At 71.3% G+C, this 17,570-nt stretch carries 19 protein-coding genes; 3 read left to right on the plus strand and 16 right to left on the minus strand.

The genetic code is table 11. From position 1 onward, the window contains the following. Nucleotides 1-528, minus strand: coding sequence for a peptidylprolyl isomerase (locus tag AB0I69_RS07780; RefSeq protein WP_363094673.1), 528 nt, complete (start codon nucleotides 526-528; stop codon nucleotides 1-3). Between the two features lie 319 nt (nucleotides 529-847). Here AB0I69_RS07780 and AB0I69_RS07785 point away from each other — a divergent pair, with 319 nt between their 5' ends. Next, entirely contained in the window at nucleotides 848-1,549 is a 702-nt protein-coding gene (locus AB0I69_RS07785; protein WP_363094675.1) for a DUF5324 family protein, read from the plus strand. A 122-nt stretch (nucleotides 1,550-1,671) separates the two neighbouring features. On the opposite strand, the gene AB0I69_RS07790 is transcribed toward AB0I69_RS07785, so the two are convergent. Further along, nucleotides 1,672-2,214, minus strand: coding sequence for a sigma-70 family RNA polymerase sigma factor (locus AB0I69_RS07790; RefSeq protein WP_363094676.1), 543 nt, complete (start codon nucleotides 2,212-2,214; stop codon nucleotides 1,672-1,674). 229 nt (nucleotides 2,215-2,443) lie between these two features. Here AB0I69_RS07790 and AB0I69_RS07795 point away from each other — a divergent pair, with 229 nt between their 5' ends. Further along, nucleotides 2,444-3,997 (plus strand): BTAD domain-containing putative transcriptional regulator, encoded by a 1,554-nt coding sequence (locus AB0I69_RS07795; protein ID WP_363095030.1) that lies wholly within the window; start codon nucleotides 2,444-2,446, stop codon nucleotides 3,995-3,997. A 6-nt stretch (nucleotides 3,998-4,003) separates the two neighbouring features. On the opposite strand, the gene AB0I69_RS07800 is transcribed toward AB0I69_RS07795, so the two are convergent. The 6 genes from AB0I69_RS07800 to AB0I69_RS07825 all read right to left on the minus strand — a co-directional run bounded on the left by AB0I69_RS07800 (nucleotide 4,004) and on the right by AB0I69_RS07825 (nucleotide 8,635). Next, nucleotides 4,004-4,627, minus strand: coding sequence for a helix-turn-helix domain-containing protein (locus AB0I69_RS07800; RefSeq protein ID WP_363094677.1), 624 nt, complete (start codon nucleotides 4,625-4,627; stop codon nucleotides 4,004-4,006). A gap of 107 nt (nucleotides 4,628-4,734) precedes the next feature. Then, the gene (locus tag AB0I69_RS07805) at nucleotides 4,735-5,451 is read right to left on the minus strand and encodes a dienelactone hydrolase family protein (protein WP_363094678.1); all 717 of its coding nucleotides are present in this window, start codon (nucleotides 5,449-5,451) and stop codon (nucleotides 4,735-4,737) included. Nucleotides 5,452-5,548: 97 nt separating this feature from the next. Continuing rightward, nucleotides 5,549-5,887: a DUF4873 domain-containing protein gene (locus AB0I69_RS07810; protein ID WP_363094680.1), complete on the minus strand. Its 339-nt coding sequence runs from the start codon at nucleotides 5,885-5,887 to the stop codon at nucleotides 5,549-5,551. A gap of 17 nt (nucleotides 5,888-5,904) precedes the next feature. Next, a complete protein-coding gene (locus AB0I69_RS07815; protein WP_363094681.1) occupies nucleotides 5,905-6,837 on the minus strand; it encodes a diiron oxygenase in 933 nt (310 codons plus the stop codon). After that, on the minus strand, nucleotides 6,837-7,721 hold the full coding sequence (locus AB0I69_RS07820) for a ThiF family adenylyltransferase (protein WP_363094682.1): 885 nt from the start codon (nucleotides 7,719-7,721) through the stop codon (nucleotides 6,837-6,839). The genes AB0I69_RS07815 and AB0I69_RS07820 overlap by 1 nt, the downstream gene beginning before the upstream one ends. Continuing rightward, entirely contained in the window at nucleotides 7,718-8,635 is a 918-nt protein-coding gene (locus AB0I69_RS07825) for a hypothetical protein (RefSeq protein WP_363094683.1), read from the minus strand. The genes AB0I69_RS07820 and AB0I69_RS07825 overlap by 4 nt, the downstream gene beginning before the upstream one ends. Before the next feature lie 30 nt (nucleotides 8,636-8,665). Between AB0I69_RS07825 and AB0I69_RS07830 the strand changes: the two genes are divergently transcribed. Beyond that, entirely contained in the window at nucleotides 8,666-8,836 is a 171-nt protein-coding gene (locus AB0I69_RS07830; protein WP_363094684.1) for a hypothetical protein, read from the plus strand. 79 nt (nucleotides 8,837-8,915) lie between these two features. Here the strand turns inward: AB0I69_RS07830 and AB0I69_RS07835 are convergent, their stop codons facing one another. From AB0I69_RS07835 to AB0I69_RS07870, 8 genes are all read right to left on the minus strand, one after another. Continuing rightward, nucleotides 8,916-10,178: an acyl-CoA dehydrogenase family protein gene (locus AB0I69_RS07835; protein ID WP_363094685.1), complete on the minus strand. Its 1,263-nt coding sequence runs from the start codon at nucleotides 10,176-10,178 to the stop codon at nucleotides 8,916-8,918. A gap of 53 nt (nucleotides 10,179-10,231) precedes the next feature. After that, nucleotides 10,232-10,603 (minus strand): SCP2 sterol-binding domain-containing protein, encoded by a 372-nt coding sequence (locus AB0I69_RS07840; RefSeq protein ID WP_363094686.1) that lies wholly within the window; start codon nucleotides 10,601-10,603, stop codon nucleotides 10,232-10,234. 227 nt (nucleotides 10,604-10,830) lie between these two features. Continuing rightward, nucleotides 10,831-12,468, minus strand: a complete 1,638-nt coding sequence (locus AB0I69_RS07845; protein WP_363094687.1) for a GMC family oxidoreductase N-terminal domain-containing protein — start codon at nucleotides 12,466-12,468, stop codon at nucleotides 10,831-10,833. Further along, on the minus strand, nucleotides 12,468-13,151 hold the full coding sequence (locus AB0I69_RS07850; protein ID WP_363094688.1) for an SGNH/GDSL hydrolase family protein: 684 nt from the start codon (nucleotides 13,149-13,151) through the stop codon (nucleotides 12,468-12,470). The genes AB0I69_RS07845 and AB0I69_RS07850 overlap by 1 nt, the downstream gene beginning before the upstream one ends. Before the next feature lie 64 nt (nucleotides 13,152-13,215). Further along, entirely contained in the window at nucleotides 13,216-13,491 is a 276-nt protein-coding gene (locus tag AB0I69_RS07855) for an acyl carrier protein (RefSeq protein WP_363094689.1), read from the minus strand. Between the two features lie 53 nt (nucleotides 13,492-13,544). Beyond that, the gene (locus tag AB0I69_RS07860; RefSeq protein ID WP_363094690.1) at nucleotides 13,545-14,522 is read right to left on the minus strand and encodes a ribonucleotide-diphosphate reductase subunit beta; all 978 of its coding nucleotides are present in this window, start codon (nucleotides 14,520-14,522) and stop codon (nucleotides 13,545-13,547) included. Further along, on the minus strand, nucleotides 14,519-16,237 hold the full coding sequence (locus AB0I69_RS07865; protein WP_363094691.1) for an AMP-binding protein: 1,719 nt from the start codon (nucleotides 16,235-16,237) through the stop codon (nucleotides 14,519-14,521). The genes AB0I69_RS07860 and AB0I69_RS07865 overlap by 4 nt, the downstream gene beginning before the upstream one ends. 121 nt (nucleotides 16,238-16,358) lie before the next feature. Further along, on the minus strand, nucleotides 16,359-17,564 hold the full coding sequence (locus AB0I69_RS07870; RefSeq protein ID WP_363094692.1) for a cytochrome P450: 1,206 nt from the start codon (nucleotides 17,562-17,564) through the stop codon (nucleotides 16,359-16,361). Between the last annotated feature and the right edge of the window lie 6 nt (nucleotides 17,565-17,570).

Raw genomic sequence — 17,570 nt, forward strand, 5'->3', positions numbered from 1 at the left:
CTAGCGGGTCTCGACGACGACCGACTCGATGACGACGTCCTCGACCGGACGGTCGGTGCGCGGGTTGGTCTTCGTGGCCGCGATGGTGTCGACGACCTTCTGGCTCGCCGCGTCGGTGACCTCACCGAAGATGGTGTGCTTGCGGGTCAGCCAGGCCGTCGGGGAGACGGTGACGAAGAACTGCGAGCCGTTGGTGCCCGGCCCGGCGTTGGCCATGGCCAGCAGGTAGGGCTTGTCGAAACGCAGGTCCGGGTGGAACTCGTCCTCGAACTGGTAGCCGGGGCCACCCGTGCCGTTGCCCAGCGGGTCTCCGCCCTGAATCATGAAGCCGCTGATCACGCGGTGGAAGACCGTGCCGTCGTAGAGCTTGTCCTTGGACTTCACACCGGTCGTGGGGTTGGTCCACTCCCGCTCGCCCGTGGCGAGCTCGACGAAGTTCTTGACCGTCTTGGGCGCGTGGTTCGGCAGCAGCCGGACTTCGATGTCGCCGAGGTTGGTCTTCAGGGTGGCGTAGAGCTGCTCGGCCACGATCTGCCTTCCGTTGTCTTCCTGTGACCCCCAGATCCTCGCACGCCCGACGCGCCTCGTCCCCCGACGGCCTTCTCCGCGGGGTTTTCCACAGGATCCGCCTGCAGAAAACCGGCCGAGTGGCACCGGGACAGGGGCACGGGGCGGGGATCCGTGGCATTGTCGACGACAAGCTCCCGTTCCCTCGCATTCATCCGTTATTGCACGTGATCGTGACCCGGATGCCCGCCCTCTACATGCCCCGTAGCCCGTTGGCAGGCATGATCCGTAAATGGGTGGATAGACGAAATACCGTACCGCCACCGAGGAGGAGGACCCCGTGACCCGCATCGACAGCGTGCGCTCCGCGACCGGCTCGGCGAAGGACAGCGTGCTGCACGCCGCGGAAGTGGTGGCGCCCTACGCCGACACGGCCAAGGACAGGGCCGCGTACTACGCCCATGAGGCGCGCGTGCGACTCGCGCCCAAGGTGTCGCTGGCCGCAGACCAGGCCCGCGTGCAGTACGACGCCCACGTCGTGCCCCGCCTGGAACAGGCCCGCACGCATGTACCGCCGAAGGTCGACCAGGCCGCCCAGGAGGCCGCCGTCCGTACCCGCAAGGCCGCCATGCAGGCCGCCGAGTACTCCCGGCCGAGGATCGAGCAGGCGGTCGCCGCCGCAGGCCCGGTCAGGGACGAGGCTGCCGCGCGCGGTGCGGCGGCGTTCGCCGCGCTGCGCGGCCAGGTCTCGCCCAAGGAGATCCAGAAGCTGGTCCGCAAGCACGAGCGGCGGGCGAGGGCCGGCCGTCTCGCGAAGGGGCTGGCGGTTCTGGGCATCCTGGCGGGCGGTGCTTTCGCCGCCTGGAAGTGGTGGGACAAGCAGGCCAACCCCGACTGGCTGGTCGAGCCGCCCGCCGCGACCGAGGTACCCGAATCGGGCCGTCTCACCTCGGTGGACGGCAGTGACCAGTCCGTGCTCGACCCGGAGGTCCAGGCAAAGCAGGCCGAGGACGAGGCCGCGGAGACCGACGAACACCGCTGACGTCCGACGCGCTTTCACCATCGCCGTGGGGCAGGAGACTTGAGGGTCTCCTGCCCCACGGCGATGTTTCACGTGGAACAGTCGCGGGTGCCGACGAAAACCTCTGATCACGCGGCCGTGTGTCAGCGGGCCATTTCCTGGTGGTACACCGCGCGCAGCCGGCTACGGGCCCGGGTGAAGGCGCTCTCGGCCGACTTGTAGGTGATCTGTAGTGCGTTGGCCGTCTCGGCGGTGGTCAGACCGCGTGCCCGGGCCAGCAGTACGTCGCGCTCACGGGTGCCGAGACCGGTGAGCTGAGTCAACAGCCAGGCTCCCGCGGCCCGCTCGCAGGCCCGGTGCTCGACCTCGGAGACGGGGTCCGGTTCGGGGCGGCGCAGGATCTGCACCCGGGTGGCGAGCCTGTGGTCGCGCTGGACACCGCGTTGCTGGTCCACGCACAGGCGCAGCGTGATGGTCGTGAGCAGTGCGGCGACGCGGGACTCGTCGAGTGCGTCGAAGGCCACGGCGCGCATCATGGCCTCCTGGACGCAGTCCTCCGCGTCCGAGGTGCGGCCGAGCCGGCTGCCGGCCAGCCGCAGCAGACGCTCCCGCTCGGCGAGCACGAGATTCCAGCGGTGGTGGCGTTGCTCCTTCTCCTGGCAGGGGTGGGACAGAGTGTGCGTCACATCGGCTCCCGAGTGCGAGGTTCTGGTGGCGGGACCAGCCTCGGCGAGGGCGATGCGGGAAAACTTGACTGAACCTCTGCGCGGTTCGGTGGGCTTTACGAGCGCCGTCCAGTGAGAATCAAGAAATGCCACATCGAGACGGGATTCGTTCAGCAGAACGATACTGAACCACTTCGATGTCAGGGCAGTCCGGAGAGCGCGCACACGGGGGTGGGCAAGCGTGGTTCTTGTGAAGTTATTGGGGCCTGTCGAGTACCGGGGCACCACGGAAAATCAAGTAGATCTGGGACAAAACAAACAGCGTTGCATCTTTGCAATGCTCGCGGTCCATGCAAATGAAGTCGTCATGCCCGACGAACTCATCAACTGGACGTGGGAGGCCGATCCACCGGTCTCGGCACGGAACATGATCCACTCCTACATTTCGCGGCTGCGCAGTGTCCTGGAGGGCACCGGCGACGGACGGGAGGCCGTGCTGCGCCGCCGGCACGGCGGTTACGTCCTGGAGACCGATCCCGACGCGATCGACCTGCACCGGTTCCGGCGGATCGTGGCGAGCGCCCGGGCCGCGGGAGCGGACACCCGCACAGCCACTCGGCTGCTGCGGGAGGCGCTCGGCAGCTGGTGCGGCAGGCCGCTCGGCGGGGTCACGGGAGAGTGGGCCGCACGCACCCGGTCGCTGCTCGAACAGGAGCGCCTGTCGGCCCTGGTGGAGTGCCACGAGGGTGAACTGGGGCTCGGCGGCGGCAACAGCGCGCTCCTGGACGAACTGCACTCGCTCGCCGCCCTGTACCCGGAGAACGAGCTGGTCATCCGCAACCTGATGACCGGTCTGCACCGCTCAGGCCGCCGTACCGAGGCCATAGAGACGTACGAGGCGCTGCGCCGTCGGCTGGCCGACCGGCTGGGCGTGGATCCGGCCCGGCAGACCAAGGCGCTGTACGACACGGTCCTGCGTGCCGATCCGGACCTCGACCTCGCCACGGCCGGACCCCGGGCCGACAGGGCCCCGTCCGTACCGCGGCAGTTGCCCCGGAGCATCCGCTGTGTGGGCCGCGAGCAGGAACTGTCGATGCTCGACGGGTCCGTGACCGCCGCCGCCGACGGCCGCCCGGTCGTCCGGGTAGTCGAGGGGCCGCCCGGTATCGGCAAGACCGCGCTGGCGGTCCAGTGGGCGCACCGGGTGGCGCACCGCTTCCCGGACGGGCAGATCTTCGTGGCCCTGCACGGCAGCGGTACGCAGGCGCCGCACGGGGGCCCGCACATGGCTGGGCCGGCGCAGCGGGGTCCGGCCGGTCAGGTCCGGGACATGCGCACGGCGGTGCCGGGGCACGACGTGCTGCGGTTCGTGCTGCGCAGCCTGGGCGTGAGCGTGCCACCGGAAGGGGCCGACCTGGTCGCGTTCGGCCGGCGTGCCCTGAAGGACCTCCGGGTGCTCGTCCTGCTCGACGACCTGGCCTCGGCGGAGCAGTTGGAGGTGCTGCTGCCGGGGCTGTCCGCCGGAGTGCTGCTGGTCACCACCCGCGACGCGAGCCGCCTCACCAGTGTCGGCGGGCTGCGCAGCATAGGGCTGCAGAAGCTCAGTGTCCGGCAGGCTCGGCGCATGCTCGCCGGGATCCTCGGTGAGCACCGGGTCGAGGCGGAGCCGGGAGCGGTGATCCGGATCATCGAGCTGTGCGACCGTTTCCCGCGGGCGCTGAGCGCGGCGGCGGAACAGGCCCTGATCCGGCCCCGGCTGCCGCTGACCGATCTGGCGGCGGCGATGACGGCCCGGTCGGGGTGACCGGGCTCAGCGCGGCTTCAGGGCCAGGGCGTCGAAGAGGGTGCGCAGTTCGGTGATGCCGGCGTCGAGGGCCTGCTGCTGGTCCTCGGCCCGGGCCACCGCCATCGCTGTCTCGCACAGGCCGCCGTAGAGCAGGTTGGTGAGGGCGGTCACCGAGTGCGGTGCGATGTCTCCGCTGGCGGAGGCGCGGCGGACGCCCTCCTCCATCATCTTCAGGCAGCCGGAGTTGATCTCGCGCATCTCCTCGGTGCCGAGGGCGCCGGGGGCGTCGAGGAGGTTGATGCGCTGGATGTCGGGTGCGAGAACCTCCACGAGGAAGGCCCTCGCACCGACGAACACCGCCTCCCAGGAGTCCGGCCGAGCGCCCAGGTAGGCGCGGGCCACGATGTGGGCCAGCCGGGCCTGTTCGCGTTCGTACACGGCCTTGAAGAGGTTCTGCTTGCCGGTGAAGTGATGGTAGAGAGCGCCCTTGGTGAGATGGGCGGCCTCCACGACGGCGTCCAGCGAGGTCGCGTTGTAGCCGCGCTCCGCGAACAGCGTGCGGGCGGCACTCAGCAGTTCCTCGATCGTGCTGTCGGACCGCTCACGCTGCGTCAGCCGCGGTCTCGCACTCGTACGAGTGGTGGCCATGCTCGCACTCCCCGAGAATCGACCGACTCCACCTGACCTTCTAGATTACACGCACTTTCATTCCTTCCATACGTATGTGTTCCGTCCGGTGTTGCGTTCGCCTCGTCTCACTGCGCGCCGACGCGTTCCGCGAACCGCAGGACCCGGTTCCAGGCGTCCGTCGAGGCGTCGGCGTACGCGTCGCGCTGGGCGTCGAAGAAGCTGTGCGGGGTGCCGGGGTAGGTGACGACCTCGTGGTCGACGCCCGCCTCGGCCAGCGCCTCGTCGAACGCCGTCACGTGGGCCTGCGGAATGCCCGGGTCCTCCCCTGCCATCAGGGCCAGGACCGGTGCCGCCAGGTCGGCGGCGCGGCTGGTGGGACCGGGGGCGCCGTCCGGCCCGTCCGCGGGCCAGCAGTAGAAGCCGATCACTCCGGCCAGGTCGAGGCCGCCGGCCGCCGCCATCACGGCGAGCCGGCCGCCGATGCAGAAACCGACCGTGAGGACGGCGTCGGCGGCGCCGCCCTCGGCCGAGCGCAGGTGCGCGACGCCCGCGCCCAGGTCGGCGTAGAGCTCACGGGGGCTGAGCTTGGCCATGTGCTCGGCGAACGGAAAGTCCTTTTCCCGTTTTCCGACGCCCGCGGTACGTCCGTAGTAGTCGATGACGAGGGCCCGTACGCCGTTCTCCGCGAAGCGTTTGGCGAGTTCCGTGTAGAACCCGTACAGCCCGCGGACGTCGGGCAGGATCACGATCGCCGTCCGGGTGCCGTCGGCCGGGGCGGCCGTGAAAGCGGCGAACGTGTTGCCGTCGCTCGCGGTCAATTCCAGATACCGGCTCTCGATCACGGAATCCGGAATAGGCGATACCGGTGGAATGGCATCCTCATCGAAACACATGGGCCGGGGCCTCCATTGTTCTGTGTAGTTCCGTTCTTCCGCGCGCTCAGCTCACCGGCGGATCCGCCCCTTCCATTCCCTCGGCCTCTGCCAGGCTGAAAGGAATACGGAACGGCGGCACGCTCATGCCCTCGATCCGGTAGCGGTTCCACAGGTCGGGTTCGGTGATACGGCCCGCCGCGCAGCCCTCGGCCGTGCGCAACACGACGCCTGCGCTGCGGTCGCCGACCAGCCGGGTCAGCTCCTCATGCGCCTCCAGCCGTCCGTACCAGCGGTAGCGGCCGTCCAGCGGCTGGAAACCGCCGATGAGCCGGGCTCGGATCGTGAACTCGTCGCGGTCCTCCACGATCAGCAGCGCGGGGCCCTCGTACCCGTCATCCTCCACGATCGACTTCCTTGTCTCTAGGCGTCCTTCAGCCAACCGGCCTCGCGCCACACCTTCTCCGAGCGCCCGCCGATCAGGCCGATCGACTTGTAGTAGGGGGCGATCCGCTCGGCGCCGTACGCGCCGTTGACCTTGCCCACGGGGTTGTTGCGGCCCGTCTCGACGCAGAGCTTCGGGTCGAGGCCGGCCCGCTCGTACATCAGCGGGTTGTAGCGGTCGCGGCGGACGGACTTCACGACCGAGGCCAGGAAGTCGCGCAGCAGCTGGAGCCGCCGCTTGGAGAGCGTCGGCACGAACCGCTCCAGTTCGGTGCGGGCGAAGCTGATGTGCCGGGCCTCCTCCACGACGTGGATGCGGGCCACGGTGCGCACCAGGGGCTGCACCGTCTCGTCGTTGGCCTGCTCGCGCTGGAAGCGGTCGAAGAACTCCTCGGTGAGCAGCAGCATCGCCCACAGCGCGGGCACCGGCGCGAACGTCTTCAGCAGCAGTCCGGAACGCTGCGTCTTGGGGTGCAGGGGGTAGAACTCCGTGCCCGTCTTCTCCACCAGCCGGGCGAACATGATCATGTGGCGCACCTCGTCCGCCATCTCGGTCAGCGCGAACTGCACCTGCGGGCTGGTGATGTCCCGCTTGTACGCGTACCGGGACACCAGGTGCAGCAGGATGTGCTCGGTCCACACGCCCGCGGCCAGCGACGACGCCAGCTCCTCACGGCTGAGCAGCAGCTTCTGCTCCAGGGACAGGGAGTCGTAGAGCTCCGTGCCGAAGAGGGAGATCCGCTTCTCGGGGAGGAACCACTTGCCCTCCTCCAGCGGTTCGTCCCAGTTGACGTCGACCCGCGGGTCGTAGGAGTGCCGGGCCGAGGCGATGAGCAGTTGCGAGGCCTTCTTGGTCTGGCGCACGAGCGGGTCGTCCGCGCGGCGGCCGGGGCGGTCGGTGGCTGTGGTCATCACGACTCCTTGTCCTGTGCTCGTTGAGTGCTTTCCGAGGGGGCGGCGGCCGAGACCAGCTGGTGGATGTCGACCGTGAGCTGTTCGCGGACCGGGTGGCCGGCCAGGATCTCGACCACGTAGCGCGCGGCGAGTACGCCGAACTGGTGCGAGGCGTAGACGAGTTGGGGGACGCTGTAGTCCGGGTCCGCGCGGTGGGCGGTGACGTCCGCGATCAGGTCGGCCGGGATGATCTCCCGGGGGATCACCTTCAGCAGCAGCGTCCACAACGCGCCCTCGGCGACCTCCTCGGCACTGATCGCGCCCGCGAGGGGGGCGGCCCCGGTGCGGTAGTCGTAGAAGCGCACGTGCTGGGTGCCCGACAGGTCGTAGCCGGAGACCACGGGCAGCCGGCGCCGGGCCGCCGCCACGTGCAGGGCGTACTTGGCCTGCCAGCCGCCGTGGGTCGTGACGTCCACGCCGTCGACGACCACGTCCACGCCGTCCAGGAGGAGTTCGGGGTCCTCGGGGCGGATGCCCGCCGTGTCGACACGGATCTCGGCGAACGGGTTGACCGACCGGATGCGCTCGGCCGCCACCTCCGCCTTGTTGCGGCCGATGTCCGCGCGCGTGGCGCTCTGCCGGTTGAGGTTGTTGAGCTCGTAGTCGCCCGGCTCGGCGAGCACGAAGCCGCCCGTGCCCAGGCGGGCCAGCGGTTCGACGACCGCTCCGCCCGTCGAGCCGCACCCCGCCACCAGCACGGTGGCGGTGCGCAGCCGTTCCTGTACGGCGTCGGGGATCAGGCCCCGGTTGCGTTCGGTCAGGGACCGGTAGTAGGTCCCCGGGTCCTCGGCGACGGCGGCCGGAACCGATCCGGCCGTCAGGGCCACGACGGCGGCGCTCATATCCTTACCCTCCGTATCTCTCCCCCGACCCGGCCGACCAGCTGCTGGAAGCCGACGAGGGGGTTGGTCGCGTCCAGCGCGTGCTCCAGCCAGCGCACCAGCTGGTCGAGTTCCGCCCCGCGGGGGACGCTCGCCACGAACGGCTTGACGACCGCGCGCTCCACGTACGCGGGGAAGAGCAGGTCGTCCTCGTCCAGTGCGGGGCAGGTGCCCTCGATGACGGTGATGTTCTTCAGGCTGCGGGCCAGGCGTCGTACCGCGAGGCCCTCCTCGCCGTCGCCGACCAGGAACTTCGGCCGGGGCGAGAGTCCGGCCAGGACCGTGTAGAAGCCGAGCATCAGCTCCAGCGACAGCCGCAGCCGGCGGGCCGGGGCGGTGTCGCGCTGGGAGGGGCGCTGCATCAGGCGTTTGATCTCCCAGACCTCGTGCCCGGTGACCGGCTCGTCCAGGGGCACGTGGTCGAAGAGGTTGATCCCGTGGGCCACTTCGCAGGGAAAGGGGGTGCGGTCCGGGTGGGTCACCGGCAGGGCGGCCGAGTCGGTGGTGGCGACGATCGACACGTACCGCAGGATCGTGCCGGTCGACTCCTCCATGCCGATGAGGTGGATCTCCTCGCCGTGCCCGGCGCCGAGCGGCTCGGCGAACAGGCCGCGGGCGAAGGCGACGCGGTCGCTGGCGAAACGGGACCGCAGGTACTGGGCGAGCCGGAACCCGTAGATCGCCAGCCGGTAGCGCTCGGGCAGCCGGGACTGCTCCAGCGCGAGCACGGTCAGGCCGTCGGGGCGCCGGGCCAGGTACAGCGGATCGGCCTGCTCGATCAGGCCCGCCACGCTCATCCGGTCGTGCGTGGCCAGCACGTGCTCCACATAGCGGGCCCGGCGGGCGTCCAGGGCGGTGTCGGCCGGCGCGGTCACGTGGGCCTCCCCTGCGGCGTGCTTGGCTGCGTGACCGGCTGCGCGCTCGGCCGGGTCGGGGTGCGCGGCGGGGCCAGGGAGAGGCGGGTGCAGTGCGCCGTCGAGGCGACGGTGGCCGCGATGTACGAGGCGGCCGACAGCGCGGCGGTGGCCCGCGCATGGGCGGATGTCACCGGAGCGGACGTCACCGGGGCCGGGTGAGGCGTCGGTGTTCCGGAGGTCTGCGTTCCCGAGGTCTGCGTTCCGGAGGTCGGTGTCCGGCCGGTGCGCGGGGCCGGTGTCATACCCGCCGCCCGTACAGTGCGCCGGTGATGGCCAGCGCCAGCACCTCGGGCGTGCCCTCGTAGATACGGGCGCCGAACGACTCCCGGACCAGCTTCTCCACCGCGTGCTCACGGCAGTAGCCGCGCGCCCCGACGATGGACATGGCCTCCTCGGCCACCTCGATCGCCGCGCGGTCGGCGAACAGCTTCGCGACTGCCGGGCCGTAGACGGGCGCGGGCAGCATGTTGTCGGCCTGGTATGCGGCCTGGAGGTACAGCAGCCGGGAGGCCTCGATCTTCGAGGACATCTCGGCCAGCTTGCGGGCCGTGAACTGGTGCTCGTACAGCGGCTTGCCCGCCTGGACCCGCTCGCCCGCCCACTCCTTGGCGATCTCGAAGGCGCCCCGGGCCACCCCGGTCGACATGGCCGCCACGATCGAACGCGCCTGGTTGGACTGGACGGTGAGGTAGTTCCAGCCGCCGCCCTCCCCGAAGGCGATGTTCTCCTCCGGCACCCGGACGCCGTCAAAGTGGAGGGTGGTGCCCAGGCAGGCCCGGTAGCCCATCTTGTCGGCCACCTCGCCGCGGGTCACGCCCTCGCTGTCCAGCGGCACGATGAACACGGTCAGTCCGGTGGCGCCCGGGTTGCCCTCGATGTTGGCGAACACGGCCGCCCACTCGGCCACCTTGCCGTTGGTGATGAAGCGCTTGACGCCGTCGAGCACGAAGTGGTCGCCGTCCCGGCGGGCCGTCATCACGTCCTCGGCCAGCTCGGCGTGTTCCGGTATCAGCAGGTCGCAGCCCGCGATCTCCTCGGTGATGGCGTTGCAGGCCAGGACCGGCTTGTCCCCGAGGAACGGGGGCAGGAAGCGGGCCTGGAGCTGCTGGTCGCCCGAGAACAGCACCGAGGTCTGGCCCAGCAGCGAGGCGCCGAAGATCAGCGCCGTGCTCGCGCAGACCGAGGCCAGCTCCTCCATGGCGACGGACACGCCGAGCACACCCATGCCCCGGCCGCCGAGTTCCTTGGGGATGGTCAGGCGCAGCAGCCCCAGCCGGTGACCGGCCTCGACCATCTCCCAGTCGAAGTCGTCGGCCGGTGCGAGGTCGTTGGCGAGGGTCCGCGGCTTCACCACGGTCTGCGCGAACTCGCGGACCTCCTCGCGCAGTTCCTCGATCTCGGGCGGAAGCTGGAACAGCGACGGCATGGCGGCGGCGTTGAGGGCCCGCAGGTCGGAAAGTGTCGGTGCGTTCGGGACGGCGGTCGTGGTGGTCGCGATCACAACGGTCGGCTTTCTGTGGTGACGGACGGGGTGGGTCGGGACGGTGGCGCTGCTCAGGCGGAGGCCGGCGCCAGTGCGAGCGCGGCGTACGCGCGCCCCAACGGCGGCAGATAGTCGGCCAGTTGACGCACCCGGGTCACCGGGCCCTTCACGACAAGGCGGCGGGCGACGATCGCCTGCGTCACACCGAGCCGGCCCAGCAGGATCAGGTGCAGCGCGTCGGGCCGTACCTCCAGCCGCAACTGCGCCGGGTGGGGTGCGCCGTCGTGCACGCCGTCGGCGTCCAGCAGGAAGGCCGTGTCGGCGTCCCCGGTCACGATGAACTGGAGGGAGAAGTCGCGCTCCTTGATCAGCGCCGCGAACTCCGCGTCGGCGAGGGCCGCCCGGAAGGCTTCGATGAACAGCTGCGGGTCCTGAACGGTCACGGTCGTACTGCCTTTCGTCTGGTGGGGCCTGTCTTGGGGCGCAAGCTCAGCGGTGCCAGGTCCTGTCGTCACATTCCCGTCGTCGCCCGGAGGGCGGCCGGGTGGCGTCAGGTGCGTGCTCTCGCCGTGCCGGGCGTAGGCCCTCGTACTGGACGTACTTGGGTCTGCGCCCGGTGCGGCGAGAGTGCGTGCATGGCGTCACCCGGCTGGGGGTACCTCCCACGCCCTTAAGGCAGTGGGGGAGGGAATGTGACGACAGGGCCTGGGGCACCTGGGCGGTGCGGTGTCGCGTCGGTGAGGATCAGGTCGGCCGCGCGTTCCGCGAGCATCACGGTGGGCGCGTGGGTGTGGCCGCGCGGCAGCGACGGCAGCGCGGAGGCGTCGACGACGCGCAGCCCCGCCACGCCCCGCACCCGCAGCCACGGATCGAGTACGGCGTCCGGGTCCGCGCCCATGCCACAGGTGCCGACCGGGTGGTACAGGGTCTGTGCGTGCGCCCGGATCACGGTGTGCGCGGTGCCCGGGTCGGGAGCGAGGGCGCCGGGGGTCAGCGCGGCCCCCAGCCGCCCGGCCAGCGCGGGCCGGGTCAGGACGTCACGGGCCCGGCGCAGCCCCTCGGTCAGCACCCGCAGGTCCTCGCCGTCCGGGTCGGACAGGTAGCGCGGGTCGATCACCGGGTGCGCCGCCGGGTCGGCGGAGGCGAGCCGCAGCGTGCCGTGGCTGCGCGGGCGCAGCAGCACCACGCCCAGGGTGACGCCGTGGGTGCGCGCGGCCTGCCCCGGTTCGAGGGACGGCACCAGCATCCACACGAACTCCAGGTCGGGTGCGGTGAGCGCGGGGTCGCTGCGCAGGAACGCGACGGCCTCCGCGAGGTTGGAGGTCAGCCGCCCGCGCCGGCCGTGCAGGAACTCGGCGATCTCGCCCTTCTGGTCGGTGATCCCCGGCGTCACTCGGCCGTGCGCCTCGAACGACAGCGGCACGTAGAGGTGGTCGGCGAGGCCCCGCCCGACCCGCGGGGAGTGCGCCCGTACGGTGATGCCGTGCCGCCGCAGCTCGTCCGCGTCGCCGACGCCGGACAGCATCAGCAGCTGCGCGGAGCCGATGGCGCCCGCGGCCAGGATGACCTCGCCGTCGGCGCGTACCTCGGCGGGCCCGTCGGCGGTGGTGTAGGCGACGCCGACCGCGCGGCCGTCCTCGATCAGGATCCGCTCGACGTGGGCGTCGGTGACCACGGTGAGGTTCGTACGTTGCCGCGCGGGCCGGAGATAGCCGTCGGCCGCGCTCCACCGCCGTCCCCCGCGCTGGGTGGTGTGTACCGGTCCCGCGCCCTCGGGGTCCAGCAGGTGTTCGTCGTCCATGGCGGGCAGTCCCGCCTCGGCGCAGGCGGACAGGAACTCGGCGGTGGCCGGGCTGGGATCGCGCAGGTCCTCGATGCGGATCGGCCCGCCGGAGCCGTACGCGCCGGTGCCGAGGCGGTCCTCGGCCCGCTCGAAGTACGGCAGCACCTCCTGGGCCGACCAGCCCGTGCACCCGTCGTCCGCGGCCCAGCCGTCGTAGTCGGCCCGGTGCCCGCGCGTCCAGATCTGGGCGTTGAGCGAGGACGAGCCGCCCAGCGTGCGGCCCCGCGGCCAGTGCAGGCCGCGGCCGTCGAGGCCCGGCTGCGGGGTCGTACGGTAGCCCCAGTCGGCCGAGGTGCCGAACAGGGCGGGAAACGCGGCGGGGATGCTGATCTCCGCCCGCCGGTCGGGGCCGCCCGCCTCGATGAGGACCACCTGTGCGCCGCCCGCGCTGAGCCGCTCGGCCAGCACACAGCCGGCCGAGCCCGCGCCGACCACGACGTGGCTCACGGTGGCGTCGGCCGCCATCACGACCCCGCGGAGAGTGCGACGCGCTCGCCGAGGGCCTTGACGATCTCGGCGGCGAGAGCGGCGTGTCCCTCCATCGCGAAGTGGATGCCGTCGGCGCTCATCAGGTTGGGGCGCAGTCGTACGGGGTGGCTCCACATCTCGATCAGCACCGCGTCGTGGCGCTGGGCGACCGCGCGGATGCGGTCGTTGAGGGCGATCGTCCGGTCCCTGAAGACCGACAGTTCCGGTACCGACTCGAAGACGTTGGTCACGGTGAACGTGAAGATGTCCGCACCCTGGCCCCGCAGCGCCGTGTACATGGCCTCCAGGTCGGCCTCGACGGCGTCCAGGTCCGGCTCGGCGTCGAACAGGTCGTTGCCGCCGGCCGCCACGTTGACCAGGTCGGGCTTGAAGACGAGGACCTGGTCGAGCTGCTCGGCGCGCACCTCGGCGGTCCGTTTGCCGACGACTCCGGTGTTGAGATATCCGAAGTCGGGGTTCCCGGAGCCGAGCGCGTCCGCGATCCGCTGCGGCCACGACACCGGGGCGTACCCCTGGCTGGGGTCGCCCACGCCGGCGGCGAAACTGTCGCCCATCACGGCGAGCCGCTGCCACGGGGCTCCCCGCAGCAGCCGTACGCACTCGTCGTGGGAGAGCGTCAGCGGATCGTCCAGCTCACTGCGCAGATCGTGTGTCGTCATCTTCTCGTGCTGCCTCTCCGGACAGAAGGGCCGACGGCCTCTGGGTGCGTACGGTGCGGGTGGATCAGGCGGCGTCGCTCGTCGCCGTCACCTGCTCCTGGTCGACGAAGTCCTCGATGTCCTTGACCGTGGTGATGTCGGGCGTGGCCTTCGAACCGAGGTCGGCGAGCGGGAACTCCCCCTCTATCCGCAGCGAGAGTTCGATGACGGCGAGCGAGTCGTAGCCGAGTTCCTCGACGAGACGGTCCTCGGACCGCGCCTCGCGGGCCCCGAGCGGGCTCATCTCCCCGACGATCCGCCGGACCTGCGCCCGCAGCGTGCTGTTGTCGCTGGTGTTCATGGCTCTTTCGTCCCTCTCTCTGTGCTCTTCGTGGCTTCGGGGTACGGCGCCGCTCAGGCCGCGGCGGCGCGGATGGGGTGCGGCGCGTTCCAGCGCTCCGCGTAGGCGTCCAGCGCGGTCTCCACCGCGAGGTCCCAGGCGGCGCCGGCCTTCTCGGACAGCTCGGGCAGGCCCACCAGGCGCAGTTGCTTCACCAGGCGTTCCCGGGCGATCTCGACGCTGCCGTGCAGCTGGGCGGCCCGGCTGCGCAGGGCCATGGGCAGCGCGGGCACCGGGTTGTGCCGGGAGGGGCCGATCAGCACCCAGGCCGCCACGCCGAGCGACTCGAAGTGCGCGTCCCCGACCACCTGGCCGAAGCCGTCGGCGACGCCGTCCTGCGCGGCCCGCAGGCCGAAGGAGACGTGCCGCGACTCGTCGCGGGTGACGTTGGTGAGGCCCTCCTCCAGCGCCACCAGCTTGAGCCGGCGGGCCAGGAAGCGGGTGGTGCGCAGGGCCGTCGCGGCGAGCACGCCCTCGGTGATCAGGTGGTAGTAGACGAGCGCCCGGTACCAGGCCTCGCGGTCCTGCTGGTCGGCGCGCACCGCGTCGGTGGCCCGGGTCAGCTCGGGCGTGAACACCTCCGCGTAGTCGGCGCCCTCCTCGACCGCGTCGAGACTCGTCCGGCAGCCGTCCTCCAGGTAGGTCTGGAAGAACCGCACGTGCCGTGCCTCGTCGGCCAGTTGGGTGCACAGGAAGATCCGGTCGTCCTCGGTGGGCGGCGCGTCGATCAGGGAGCCCAGGGTGTGGGTCACCGTGACCTCGCCGACCTCCAGTTCGCCGAGCGAGCCGAGCATCTGGTCGCGCGAGAAGGGGCTGAGGGCGGCCCAGGTCGGTGCGTCCCGCGCGGGGTCGACCTGGGCGACCGCCCACTGCTGGCGTTCCCAACGGCGGTAGAGGTCAGCGGAGTTGGCGAGTCGGCCGCGCTGTTCGGCGTTGGTCTCGGGGGCCGTCTCGGTGACGTCGAGTACGAGCCCGCTGGTCGTCATGGTCATGCTGCTGCCCCATCCAGTCCGGGTGTGGTCGCTCGCGCGGATCGGTCGTCGCCGTGTGTGCTGTGCAGTACGTCGCCGGTGAGGGTGTTGTCCCCGGCCCGCTGCCACAGCAGCCGACGGCGGGGCTTGCCGCTGGAGGTCCGGGGAATCGTGCCGCGCCGGGACCGCACGAGGGTGACGCGGACCGAGGCGTCCAGGGTGGAGCGCAGTACGCCGGTCGCCGCCTCCAGCCAGCCGTCGCCGGACGCCTCCACGACGATCACCGCCTCCGAGCGCCCGTCCCGGGTGCCGAGCGCCACCGCGCAGCGGCCGGGCGGCACTCCGGGGAGGGAGCCGAGCGCCGCCTCCAGGTCCTCGGCGTGCACCTTGCGGCCCCGGACCTTGATGCTGTCGCCGATCCGCCCGACCACGTACAGCTCGCCGTCCAGCAGGAACCCGGCGTCGCCGGTGCGCAGTCCGTCCGCGCCGAACACCTCGCTCGCGGTGGGATCGGGCGACTCGTAGCCGTCGGCCACGGAGGTGCCCGCGACCCGGATCTCGCCGAAGCTGCCGTCGGGCAGCACCGCCCCGTCGTCGTCGACGACGTCGACGGTGGTCCCGGGCACCGGTGTGCCGCAGGAGGCGATCCAGCCGGCCGGGTCCTCGGGGCGGTCGACGCCGAGGGTGCCCGAGCCGACGACGGTGACCGGCGCCCCGGCGTCCAGCGGGCCGGACGGGCGGACGATGCGTGCCCCGTGACCGGGGCGGACGCCGGTGACGGCGAGCGTGGTCTCCGCCATGCCGTAGCAGGGCGTGAGGACGCGGGCGTCGAAACCGTACGGGGCGAGCCTGGCCGTGAAGTCGGCGACCACCCTGGCGTCCACGCGTTCGGCACCGCTCATCGCGACCCGCCAGGCGGAGAAGTCGGTGCCCGCGAGTTCCTCGTCGCGCACCCGGGAAGTGGCGTATCCGTAGCCGAAGTTGGGTGCGGTGGTGATGGTCACGCCGTGCCGGCCGTGGCAGTCCAGCCAACGGGCCGGGGACCGGATGAAGTCGACCGGGCTCATCAGCCACAGGTCGATCTGGGCCACGACGGAGCCCAGGAACGTCCCGATGAGGCCCATGTCGTGGTAGAGCGGGAGCCATGACGAGCACGAGTCCTCGCTCGTCACGCCGAGCCAGCCGTGGATGGCCCGGACGTTGGCCGTGAGGTTGTCGGCGGTGACCCGGACTCCCTTGGGGGTGCCGCTGGAACCGGACGTGAACTGGAGCAGTGCCAGTTCCGCCGGGCGGGCCGCCAGGTCGTCGGCGGCGGGCAGCCCCGCGGGGTCGGGCAGGACCAGGGGTGCTCCCGCGCCCGCCTTGGCGCAGGCCGCGGCGGCGAGCGGGGCGAGCCGCTCCTCGGTGAGCACGGCGGCCGGAGTCGCGGCGCCCAGGACGGTGGCCGCGTGTTCGGTGAACGCCTCGTGGCCGCCGAAGGTGACCGGGGAGGCGATCGGGGACGGGGTGGCCCCCGCGTACATGGTGCCGAGGAACGCCGGTACGAAGGTCTCGGGCTCCTCGATCAGCAGGGACACGACGCCCTTGGTGACGCCGTTGGCGTGCAGGAAGGCGGCGGTCCGCCGGGCCGCCGAAGCGATGTCCGCGTAGTCGCGCAGGTGCCAGGCGCCGTCTCGGTAGTAGTGGATTCCACGCTCCGGGGCGGGGGAGTCCAGCCAGTCCAGGACTGTGTTCATCAATTCCCCTCATCGAACCGATGGGCTCTCGTCCTGTATTACGGGCCGACGGGAGCGCCCCCTCGTGGCGAGCGCGGAATTCTGCGCGGGGCCCCGCCCACCGGGTGGGCGGGGCCCGGTTTCACCAGGTCACCGGCAGTTCGTGCAGTCCGCCGAGGGCCGCGAAGTGCCGCCAGCGCAGTGCGTCCGGCGCTACGTCGAGACGCAGGCCGGGCAGGCGGGTGAAGAGGGTGTCGAGGGCCACCTCCAGTTCGAGCCTGGCCAGGGCCGAGCCGATGCAGAAGTGGGGCCCGTGGCCGAATCCGACGTGGGCGGAGGCGTCCCGGGTGATGTCGAAGCGGTCGGGATCCTTGAAGACCGTCTCGTCCCGGTTCGCCGAGCTCATGGGGGCGATGACGGCGCTGCCCGCCGGAATACGGGTACCGCTGAGTTCGACGTCCTCGGTGGCGATCCGGGCGAACGACCCGTCCCCCGGGGTGTTGTAGCGCAGCAGTTCCTCCACGGCGGAGCCGGTCAGCCCGGGATTCTCGCGCCACAGGCGCAGCTGGTCGGGGTTGCGCAGCAGGGTCACGATGCTGGTGGAGATGACGGTGGTCGTGGTGTCGTGGCCCGCGATCAGCAGGAAGACACCGAGCATGACGAGTTCCGACTCGGTGAGCCGCAGCTCCGGGTCGCTCTCGCCGGCCAGCGCGCTGAGCAGGTCGGCGCCGGGCACCCGTCGTTTGTCGTCGATCAACTGCTCAAGATATGCGCGCAGTTCCCGGTCGGCGTCGGCGATCTGCTGTGCCGTGTACTTGGTGAGGGCGGTGAACCGGTCCGACCAGTCCTGGAACCGGCCCCGGTCCTCGAAGGGCACCCCGATCAGCTCGCACACGATCTGCAGCGGCAGCGGGGTGGCGAACGCGGACACCAGGTCGGCCGGGCTGCCCGACTCCTCCACGGCGTCGAGCAGCCGGGTGGCGACGGCCTCGATGTGCGGGCGCATGCCCACGACCCGGCGCGGCCCGAACTCCTTGGCTATCAGCCGCCGCACCCGGGTCAGGCGGGGCGGGTCCATGCTCATGATGTTGTCCGGGTGCGGCTCCACCGGCTGCATCCGGGGCGCGCCGGGCTCCAGGAAGGCGGCCCGGCTGAAACGCGGGTCGCCCAGCACGGTCCGTACGTCGGCGTGCCGGGTCGCCAGGTAGGCGTCCGACCCGGTGGGCAGGTCCACGTGCGGCACCGGGCACCGGGCCCGGAACTCCTTGTACTCCTCCGGCGGCTGGGTCGCGTCGGTGCGGGGCATCGGATAGACGGGACGTTTCTTTCCAGTGGCTTCCTCTGACATGGAACG

The organism is Streptomyces sp. NPDC050508, from assembly GCF_040655155.1.
In the GTDB taxonomy this organism is placed as follows: domain Bacteria; phylum Actinomycetota; class Actinomycetes; order Streptomycetales; family Streptomycetaceae; genus Streptomyces.

Excerpts from the sequence above, each read along its gene's own strand:
- AB0I69_RS07800 (WP_363094677.1), bottom strand. The coding sequence starts at position 4,627 with ATGGCCACCACTCGTACGAGTGCGAGACCGCGGCTGACGCAGCGTGAG.
- AB0I69_RS07870 (WP_363094692.1), bottom strand. The coding sequence starts at position 17,564 with ATGTCAGAGGAAGCCACTGGAAAGAAACGTCCCGTCTATCCGATGCCC.
- AB0I69_RS07820 (WP_363094682.1), bottom strand. The coding sequence starts at position 7,721 with ATGAGCGCCGCCGTCGTGGCCCTGACGGCCGGATCGGTTCCGGCCGCC.
- AB0I69_RS07860 (WP_363094690.1), bottom strand. The coding sequence starts at position 14,522 with ATGACCATGACGACCAGCGGGCTCGTACTCGACGTCACCGAGACGGCC.
- AB0I69_RS07855 (WP_363094689.1), bottom strand. The coding sequence starts at position 13,491 with ATGAACACCAGCGACAACAGCACGCTGCGGGCGCAGGTCCGGCGGATC.
- AB0I69_RS07865 (WP_363094691.1), bottom strand. The coding sequence starts at position 16,237 with ATGAACACAGTCCTGGACTGGCTGGACTCCCCCGCCCCGGAGCGTGGA.
- AB0I69_RS07850 (WP_363094688.1), bottom strand. The coding sequence starts at position 13,151 with ATGACGACACACGATCTGCGCAGTGAGCTGGACGATCCGCTGACGCTC.
- AB0I69_RS07815 (WP_363094681.1), bottom strand. The coding sequence starts at position 6,837 with ATGACCACAGCCACCGACCGCCCCGGCCGCCGCGCGGACGACCCGCTC.
- AB0I69_RS07845 (WP_363094687.1), bottom strand. The coding sequence starts at position 12,468 with ATGGCGGCCGACGCCACCGTGAGCCACGTCGTGGTCGGCGCGGGCTCG.